The organism is Chitinophaga rhizosphaerae (assembly GCF_003958645.1).
Classification (GTDB): Bacteria; Bacteroidota; Bacteroidia; order Chitinophagales; family Chitinophagaceae; genus Chitinophaga; species Chitinophaga rhizosphaerae.
In genome coordinates this window covers 387,215-396,343 of record NZ_RXLO01000006.1, presented here as the reverse complement: position 1 = coordinate 396,343, position 9,129 = coordinate 387,215, and the positions used below count along the sequence as shown (strand labels likewise).

Here is a 9,129-nt window from a genome sequence, read left to right as displayed (position 1 = left end):
GCTCCTCCAGGTAAATATGAAGCCCATTGGGCGATTGAGTGGTTTTGATCAGGTCAAAATATTCGAGTATGCCGGCTGGCAAAAGAAGTTCGATGAGTTGTTTATAGTTCTGGTCCACGGAGATCATAGATATAGCATGCAAAACAAAGCATTTTTTACTCTTTCCCCCAACTTTTCAACTTGATCCTTGATCCCTTGATCCGTGATAACGCTAATCCTTTTCCAAAACAAAAAAGACAAATCAGCCTAAACCGATTTGTCTTTTTCTGGTGCCCAGAACTGGATTCGAACCAGCACACCCTTGCGAGCGCTGCGACCTGAACACAGTGCGTCTACCAATTTCGCCATCTGGGCATCCCTGGTTTTGTGTTCGGGATGGCAAAGGTAAATGATTCCCGGAACTTTCCAAATCCTTCTTCAAAAAAAAATTATCAAACCCGAAAACAGCCATACGCATTCTCGAAAGGAGAAAGGTCGCACTCCAGCGCGTGCCGGTCCCAATGTGCGGTATTGGCGGCGGCTTCGTAGGTGGATTGCAGAAAATCAAGCAGTGTTTTTTCCGGGTCGGAAGATTGTTGCACCACACTGTATGGTAAAATAAATTCGCCGAGATCATTGTCGAAATATGCACCGGCCGGTTGAACGGGTTGGGATGCAAAACCCTCCGGCGATGGATACGCATAACTATAAAAAGCCGCCTGCGGAAAGGAATCGTTGCCCGGCCAAAAACCGCAAGAGCTCACCTCCTTCGAATACGCCTCCTGCATCACCCGCGCCGGCATGTTCGGCGCGGAACCCGTGTGCTCCGGCGCATCGCGGCCGGAAAAACGCGTCACCGCCAGGTCGAACGCGCCCCAGAAAAAATGGACCGGGCTCACCTTCCCCGTGAACCCCGACCGGAACCGCATGAACACGGTATGGACCTGCACCATCGCCCGCCAGCATTCTTCCATCTTCTTTGCGTCGTACGAACGGTTGATGTAGTCCTCTTCAAATGGGATCGGGCTTTGCAGTTCGGCCGGCATGGTAAAGATCTCCACGTCCACCGATAACTGTTTCAACTTTTCGAACAAGGCATGATAAAAATCGGCGACCGCCATGGGCCGCAACTCCAGTTGTTCCTGCCGCCCCTCGCTCGTGCAGATGCGCAGCCGGTGATGCACGAAATCGAAATCGATCTGGAACAGCCCATTGCCGTATGGCACGCTTCCGGTCGTCAAACCCGTGGGGCTCACAAAGAGTGTCACATGCCAGGAATGGTTCAGCCAGGGCATCTTCCGCAGCCGGACCTTGCCCACCACCTGCGTCCAGCGGTGAACGGTGGCCAGGGTGTCTTTCCAGGAATCGTATTGCAATACGGGCCATTTCGTTTTCATATCGTCAAAGTTTGCCTATCTACAACAAACGGCGCGCCCTTTGGTTGCAGACCCATTAAAACGGCAACGCCCCGGAGGATTCCGGGGGCTGCCGCTGTCGTCTATGCTGAAGAGATATTCCCTAGATGGTAAATTTGAAATAGCACCAGCAGCTCCATGCGCAATACCGGTCGCCGATCTTGGCCCTTACGCGCCATCTGCCGGGCTGAGCGCCCACGAAATTGTAGTTGAAGCTCGTGCCCGTGATGCCATGGAACACCGCGAAGCTCCGGAAGCTCTGCGCCGCCCATTGCCCCGCGTTCACCGCACCGAAAGCGTCGATCTCGATGCTGTACGTTGCGCCGGGAATGTTCACGGGCAGCCATTTGAACGTCATCGTCCGCGGATAATGATTGAACACGCTGCCGTCTGCCGGCTCGATGGCGCGGGGAACGGCCCCCTTCCACCAGGTGAGCGTAGGATCGCCGAGGATGCTCATCCCGTAAAACCACTGGCGCTCGCCCAGGTCATGGTCGGTTCCGCGCGCTTTCCACCAGTCCACCATCGCATCGCCGATGCATTTGCCCTTGCCGATGGGGTCGTAGAAATCGGCGAAAAAGAGCATCGACCCGGTTTTGGTACTGCCTACGGCCGTGAGCCCGTAATTCGTTTCACCGCCGGCCTTGTCGAAAATATACCAGCCGCCCAGGTAGTCGTCTTGCGTGTAACGCGCCGTGCTGCAGCAGAACAGGTTGTAGAAGTGCGCATTCGGGGCGCGACTGTCCCGGAAATACGAACGGTCGATCCATTCGGTAGTGCCGGTCGCCGGAATGTGGAAGGAATGTACGTGCGGGGAAGAATGCGAGCACAGCTGCACGAACGAGCGCATTTTGTTCACCTCGTCCTTGTACAGGTCTGCGTCGGTAATGTTGGGATTGGTGAATTTGGTGATGAAAGGCGCCGGCGTCATAAGGTCCATTTCGCAATCGTCGAAACTCGTCCAGTCGTCTTCCACGTATGCAAGCGCGGAGCGACTATGCCCGAGGTTCCCGGTGCGGAAGAGGTGGTTCCTGTCGAAATAATTGTTAATGAGCGCGGCATCGTTCCCGCCGAGGGTGGGCGTCCACACACGGCCGATCCAGATTTCAGGGGTTACGTCGCCGGAAACGGCGTTGTACTTGCCGTCGGCATCGGTGTCTGTCCACGTCCCGTTGGTGTCCATGTAAAAAAGATCGCAAGGGAATTCGGAGCTGGAGCCGTTGAAATCGTCGCTCATCTCGAACCAGGCCACGGGAATGGCGCCTACCATCACCGCGCCAACCGGACTTTTACTGCGGATGTAATTACGGATGTAAGCCGGTTTGCCGCCGCTCACCACATGTACGGTAGCCCAGTAGCCATCACGGGCGAGGTCGAGCACGTAACGGTCGGTCCGTACTTTCGTGGCCGCATACACGTCTTTATGGACGAGGATGAGCACCTTGCCTTTGGGGAACCGTAACCAGGTGTAGGTGTTGAGGTAGCTTTCGGCGGCGGGTGCGGCCGGGCGCGGTTTTTCCTCGATCAGCGGTGTGAAATGGAGGATGCTTTTGTTCAGTTCGGCGTATTCGGCGAAAGAACTGAGGCGGATTTTGTTGGGGTCGGTGAGCCGGAGATTGCGTACGCTCTGGTAGGCCTGCGCCAGCTTGTAATTGCGGCCAACGGCCTGCATGTTGAACACGGTACGGTCTTGCAGGACCTGCGTGCGAACGGTGCTCAGATTCGACAGGCTTTGTTTTTCCCCGGCCACCGGGCCGCCTTTTTGGGGTTGATTTTCATTAGACATTTTGGATGTTTTTTTGAGGTTTAACAACGACCCAAAATTACATCCGGAGCCTGCCGGTGAACAGGTAGCAAATACGGGAGTTTTTAAGTATAACTACGCCTGCGGCTTTTGCGGGAACTACGGCTACGGCTGTTTTACGCTTTCCCACCAACGGGAAGCTGGCAGCGGCTGATGAAGGACGACCGCCTCTCCGATCATGGGCGTAGCCACGGGCATCCCGGTTTTCTGCGCTTCGGCGAGCACGCGGCGCACGGGCTCGTCCCAGGGATGGAAAGCGAGGGAGAATTTCGCCCAGTGGACGGGCAGGATGGCCTTCGCACGGAGGTCTGTACCAGCCTGTATGGCTTCTTCCGGCATCATGTGGATATTGGCCCAGTCGGTGTTGTATTGACCGGTTTCGAGGATGGCGAGGTCGAAGGGGCCGTTGGCGTCGCCGATGGTTTTGAAATGCGGGCCGTACCCGGAATCTCCACCGATATAGATTTTTTCCTGGCCGGACGCGAGGATATACGACGACCACAGCGACTGGTTCCTTTTCACCCCGCGGCCGGAAAAATGCCGGGCCGGTGCCGCGGTGAGCTGCAATCCGGCGGGGAGTTGCGCACATTGTCCCCAGTCCAGCTCAGTGATGATATCCGCGGGCAGGCCGTGGCGGATGAGGTCCGGCTTTACGCCAAGGCCCGTGCATACCGCGCCGACGCGGTGGCGCAAAGCGCGGATGGTACGGCTGTCGAGATGATCGTAGTGGTTATGGGTGATGATGAGGATGTCGATATCGGGCATGTCCGCCGGGCCATACACATTCGATCCGGCGAAGGCTTTTGCGAAAATCGGCACGGGCGAAGCGTGGCTGCTGAACACGGGGTCCACGAGGATGTTGAGCCCGTTCATCTGGACGAGGTAGGAGGAATGGCCGAACCAGGTGAGCCGGGTCTGCGGGCCGGGAGGGGTTTTGAGGTCGCGGCAGACGGAGGGGAGCGGGCCGGGCGGGTTGACCGACTTCGGTTTGCGCATGAATTTGATGAAGACTTTCAGCAGGGTGTTGTCGGCCGACATCAATTCAGTGGGCAGCTGGTTGTGAAAAGTGCCGTTCCTGAAGTTGGGAGAATTCCATTCCATGAAAACGAATGTACGAAGCCTGGGGGAATGTCGGATTTTTCCAATTCCGGTGTGCCCGGGGCACTTACATTTGTAATATGAACACGATCGCCACATTCAGGGAGCTTTGCCTGTCGATGCCGGAAACCACGGAAGTGAAGCATTTCGACCGGCAGGCGTTCCGCACGAAGCGCAAAATTTTTGCAACCTTGCTGGAAGCGGCCCACACGGCTAATTTCCCGTTTACGCCGGAAGAGCAGGCGGCCTGGTGCAAGCTGGCGCCCGGCGTGTTTTACCCGGTGCCCGGTGGCTGGGGGCTCCAGGGGTGGACGACCGTCGATTTGCGGAAAGTGAAGAAAAGCCAGTTGGTGGATGCTGTGCAAAGCGCCTGGTACGGTGCGGCGCCGGCGAAGCTGCAGGAGCAATACAGGATGCAGAATGGATTATAGCAAATGCTGTTTGACGAGCGAGTCGGAACGTCTGCGAAATTTGCAGCAATAGCGTCGTCCGCAAAAAAGACGATGCCCGCTGCTCAATCGCGGAAGCGGTATGGGGACAGCTTATAAAATCGTGAGATTCTTGGCGCGATAGGGCTGGATTTCCGGGCTGTCGGCCGGGATTTCGGTGATGAGGTAATGTACTTCCTGGAGATCGGCGATCTTCATTTTCATGGAAGTATTGAGTTTTTCGGCGATGGCGAGGATGGCGATCTTGTCCGCCGCTTTGATCATGGCCTTTTTTACCTGGATGGTTTCCCAATCGGAATCCGTGAGCCCGTTGGCGGGATCGATGGCGTTGGTGCCGATGATGCAAAGGTCTGCCTTGATGTTGGACAGGTATTCGAATACTTCGCCGCTCACCGTCATCTGGCTGTAGGCGGAAATCTGACCGCCGATGACGATCGTTTTGATCATGGGCTTATCGAGCAGTTCCACTGCGGAAAGCACGTTCACCGTGATGAAAGTGGCGCGGAGGGTGGGGGGGATTTTCTTGATGAACTCCCGGATGGTGGTGCCCCCGCCGATGAGCACGATCATATCGTCCCGCAATAATTGCAGCGTTTTTTCCGCAATAACGGCCTTGCTGTTCTGCGCATAGGTCTCCGATTCGTGGCCGTAATGATAGGCGATAGACATGGCGCCGCCCTTTATCTTGACAACTTCCCCATCGTCCGCCAGCTCGTTCACATCGCGGCGGATGGTATCCTCGGAAACATTGATAAGGCTCACGAGATCGCTGTAGGTGATCCGTGTATGAATGTTAACCTGCTTGATGATCAGTTCCTTCCTGGCTTTTTTGGTCAGGGAAACAGGGGGTAACTGGTCTTGCGATTGAATGTCCATAGTCATCTCTATTCTGCTTGCGATTTGAATGTTACTGAAAATTCCGGGTTTAAGCAAGGAATTCCGGGCAAATCAACCGTAAATATAATATTCCGCATCAAAATTTCGCATTTTTTGAATGTTGGGGGCTGATTTTGCGTTAATTTTTTTGAATCATTTCAGTGGATGGAAGTACTTATAATTGATAATCAATTTATTGATGAAAAATTAGTGCCGGGTTTGCGAATCGACAAGATAAGAATTTGCAATTATTGCTAGAATTTCCTGCAAATAATTTGCAAATGTTGCAGAAGTGCGTATTTTTAGTCGAGATTTTTGCATTATCCGAACTTATTTATCAACCAAACCACCGAGATGAAAAAATTCCAACTGGCCGCTATTCCACGACTGCTCGTTTTACTGTGCAGTTTGCTCCTGTGCCTGGATAGCTTCGCCCAATCCCTCAAAATTTCCGGTACGGTAACGGGTGCCGATGGACAAAAAATCCCCGGCGCCAGCGTCTCCCTCGCCAGCGCTCGCGGCACCGGCACCGTCACCGACGCCAACGGCCATTTCTCCCTGTCCGTTCCCGCATCCCATACACCCGTTACCCTCGTGGTATCCTTCATCGGCTACGACCCCGTCACCCTCACCCTTCAACCCGGCCAAACCTCCGCCAACATCACCCTCGCCGAAAGCACCCGCGCCCTCAACGAAGTAGTGGTAACCGCCCTCGGTATCAAAAAAGCCCGTAAAGCCGTTACTTACTCCGTTTCCGAAGTCAAAGGCGCAGACCTTACCCAGGCCCGCGAGATCAATGTGGTGGAAGGGCTCACTGGCAAAGTAGCCGGGGTTTCCGTTTCCGGCCTCGCCGCCGGCCCCGGCAGCTCCAGCCGCGTCATCATCCGCGGCAACGGCTCCTTCGGCAACAACCAGCCGCTTTATGTGATCAACGGCATGCCCATGGATAACTCCACGTCCAACGTACCCTCGTCAGACAATGCCTCCATCGGCCTCAACGCCGACCGTGGCGATGGCATCGGCGGCATCAATCCCGACGATATCGAGACCATCTCCATCCTCAAAGGCGCCACGGCCTCCGCGCTGTACGGCAGCCGCGCCGCAAACGGGGTAGTCATCATCACCACCAAAAGAGGCATCAAACAAAAAGGCATCGGCCTGGAATACAATTCCACCCTCACACTGGAAACGCCGGCCATCGTGCCCGACTGGCAATACGAATACGGCCAGGGCATCCGCACCGTTAAGCCCACCACCAAAAACGAAGCCATCAACTCCGGCCGCCTTTCCTGGGGCCCGAAACTCGATGGCTCCGATGTGATGCAGTTCGATGGGGTTGCCCGTCCGTATATGGCGCAAAAAGACAATATCAAAAACTTCTACCGTACCGGTTCCACTTTCACCAACACCGTGGCCGTGAACGGCGGCAGCGAGCTGGGCACCTACCGCCTCTCGATGTCAGACATGAACAACAAAGGCCTGCTGCGGAATGCAGAACTGAATAAGAAGATCTTCAGTCTGGCCGTGGTGGCCAATCTCCACAAACGCCTCACCGTGGAAGGCTACGCGCAATACAACAAGGAGAAAGCGAAAGGCCGCTCCAACGTGGCCGACGCCACGGGCAACCCGAACTGGGGCGTGTACATGCTCGCCAACTCGGTGGACGTGCGCAACCTCGCGCCAGGGTACGACCTCACCACGGGCGACGAAACCCAGTGGAACCCTTCCGGCTTCGCCACCAACCCTTATTTCGCGATCAACAAATTCATCAATAACGACGACCGCGACCGCTTCCTCGGCAACCTCAACGTCAAGTTCAACATCCTCGACAATCTGTTCGTCCGCGGCCGCGTAACGCACGACTTCACCAACATCAACTGGCTGGGCGTGGTGCCTTCCGGAACGGCTTACGAACCGCGCGGGTACTACCAGGAGCAAACGAACGGCATCACCGAAACCAACGCCGAACTGACGCTGAACTACCAGGGCCGCTTCGGGCGCGATTTCACGGTGGATGTACTGGCCGGCGGCAACCGCCAGCGTTACCGCTCGCAGAACAAAGTGCTGCTGGGCAACTATTTCGCGGAGCCCGGGTTTTATGACCCCTCCAACGTGAAAAGCCTCACCACCACCAACGTCCTGACCCGATCTGCGGTGAATTCCCTGTTCGCTTCGGCGGATTTCGGGTACCGCGATATGTTGTTCCTTACCGTAACCGGCCGCAACGACTGGTTCTCGACCCTCGATCCGGCGAACAACAATATTTTCTATCCCTCCATCGGCGGCAGCTTCATCCTCAGCGAAGCGGCCAACCTGCCGAAATCCATCACGTTCGCCAAGCTGCGCGCTTCCTGGGCGCAGGTAGGCGGCGGCGCGCCGCAGCCTTACGCGTTGAACCAGACGTATCACCTTGTGCCCGGTGGCGGCCATTTCGAACAGCCTTTGCAGACGCCCTCGCAGGTGAACGGCGCCGGTGGCGGAACGCTCATTGCGCCTAACAAATCGCTTCGCCCGTACACCAACACTACGCTGGAAGCGGGTTTCGAGGCGCGATTCCTCAATAACCGTTTATCGGCCGACTTTGCCGTGTACGATCGGCGCACGAAAGACGATATCGTGAACATCACCATCTCCCAATCGTCTGGCTACAATTTCACCAATATCAACATCGGCGAAATGAGTAATAAGGGCGTGGAATTGCTGCTGAGCGGCGTTCCGGTTCAGAAACCCCATTTCAGCTGGGAAGTGTCGCTGAACGCGGCGTACAACAAGAATGAAGTGGTGCGCCTGGCAGATGGTATTAATTCCATCGAGATAGGCCGCGCGGTGAACGGATATGCGACGATCTCCGCCGTTGTGGGCAAGCCTTTCAGCATGGTGAACGCAACGAAGGTCCTGCGGAACGCACAGGGGCAAGCGAAGTATACGGCTAACGGCTGGGAAATGGCCACCGTAGCGCCGGAGCAGATCGGCACCGGCGTTGCACCCTGGAACGGGGGGATCAATAATAACTTCAAATATAGGAACTGGAACCTCGGGTTTTTGGTGGACGGGCGTTTCGGCGGATATGTGTACTCGGGCACCAACCTCTACGGCACCCGCTTCGGCCTCACCAAAGTTACGCTGCCCGGCCGCGACGGCGGATTGACGGTAACCGGCGTGAACGACAAGGGCGAGCCTTTCAGCAAAACGCTGCAGCCCAGCGAAATGCAGGGCTATTACGATAACTGGAAAGCACAGTCGGAGCGGTTCGTGTACAAATCGGACTTTATCAAACTGCGGCAGGTAATTTTGGGGTACAAACTGCCGGTAGACAGGATCGGCGGGGTGAAATTCCAGTCGGCTTCCCTGTCGTTCGTAGCGCGGAACCTCCTCATCCTCCACAAGAAAACCCCGAACGTGGACCCCGAGTCTACTTTCAACAACTCCAACGCACAGGGTTTCGAGATGTTCGGCGTGCCCCGCACCCGGAGCTTCGGCCTCAACCTGATGGTTAAACTGTAACAAC

6 protein-coding genes and 1 tRNA gene are annotated in these 9,129 nt (G+C 55.9%); 2 read left to right on the top strand and 5 right to left on the bottom strand.

Going from position 1 to position 9,129, the window contains the following annotated elements; genetic code table 11:
* Nucleotides 1–267: 267 nt before the first annotated feature.
* The 4 genes from EJ361_RS16540 to EJ361_RS16525 form a co-directional block, all read right to left on the bottom strand.
* Nucleotides 268–354 (bottom strand) — tRNA-Leu (locus EJ361_RS16540).
* Nucleotides 355–431: 77 nt separating this feature from the next.
* Entirely contained in the window at nt 432–1,376 is a 945-nt protein-coding gene (locus EJ361_RS16535) for a DUF5996 family protein (protein ID WP_126246751.1), read from the bottom strand.
* Between the two features lie 121 nt (nt 1,377–1,497).
* Nucleotides 1,498–3,180 carry a C25 family cysteine peptidase gene (locus EJ361_RS16530; RefSeq protein WP_126246750.1) on the bottom strand — a complete coding sequence of 561 codons (1,683 nt, stop codon included), beginning with the start codon at nt 3,178–3,180 and terminating at the stop codon, nt 1,498–1,500.
* 123 nt (nt 3,181–3,303) lie between these two features.
* Nucleotides 3,304–4,299, bottom strand: coding sequence for an MBL fold metallo-hydrolase (locus EJ361_RS16525; protein ID WP_126246749.1), 996 nt, complete (start codon nt 4,297–4,299; stop codon nt 3,304–3,306).
* 77 nt (nt 4,300–4,376) lie between these two features.
* On the opposite strand from EJ361_RS16525, the gene EJ361_RS16520 reads away from it, so the two are divergent.
* Entirely contained in the window at nt 4,377–4,727 is a 351-nt protein-coding gene (locus EJ361_RS16520; RefSeq protein WP_126246748.1) for an MmcQ/YjbR family DNA-binding protein, read from the top strand.
* A 111-nt stretch (nt 4,728–4,838) separates the two neighbouring features.
* Here the strand turns inward: EJ361_RS16520 and EJ361_RS16515 are convergent, their stop codons facing one another.
* Entirely contained in the window at nt 4,839–5,621 is a 783-nt protein-coding gene (locus EJ361_RS16515; RefSeq protein WP_126246747.1) for a DeoR/GlpR family DNA-binding transcription regulator, read from the bottom strand.
* A 354-nt stretch (nt 5,622–5,975) separates the two neighbouring features.
* Here EJ361_RS16515 and EJ361_RS16510 point away from each other — a divergent pair, with 354 nt between their 5' ends.
* Nucleotides 5,976–9,125: a SusC/RagA family TonB-linked outer membrane protein gene (locus EJ361_RS16510; RefSeq protein WP_126246746.1), complete on the top strand. Its 3,150-nt coding sequence runs from the start codon at nt 5,976–5,978 to the stop codon at nt 9,123–9,125.
* Nucleotides 9,126–9,129: the final 4 nt, after the last annotated feature.

Bases quoted from the DNA above. Each gene is read 5' to 3' on its own strand.
- EJ361_RS16515 (WP_126246747.1), bottom strand. From the start codon at position 5,621: ATGGACATTCAATCGCAAGACCAGTTACCCCCTGTTTCCCTGACCAAA.
- EJ361_RS16525 (WP_126246749.1), bottom strand. From the start codon at position 4,299: ATGGAATGGAATTCTCCCAACTTCAGGAACGGCACTTTTCACAACCAG.
- EJ361_RS16510 (WP_126246746.1), top strand. From the start codon at position 5,976: ATGAAAAAATTCCAACTGGCCGCTATTCCACGACTGCTCGTTTTACTG.
- EJ361_RS16535 (WP_126246751.1), bottom strand. From the start codon at position 1,376: ATGAAAACGAAATGGCCCGTATTGCAATACGATTCCTGGAAAGACACC.
- EJ361_RS16530 (WP_126246750.1), bottom strand. From the start codon at position 3,180: ATGTCTAATGAAAATCAACCCCAAAAAGGCGGCCCGGTGGCCGGGGAA.
- EJ361_RS16520 (WP_126246748.1), top strand. From the start codon at position 4,377: ATGAACACGATCGCCACATTCAGGGAGCTTTGCCTGTCGATGCCGGAA.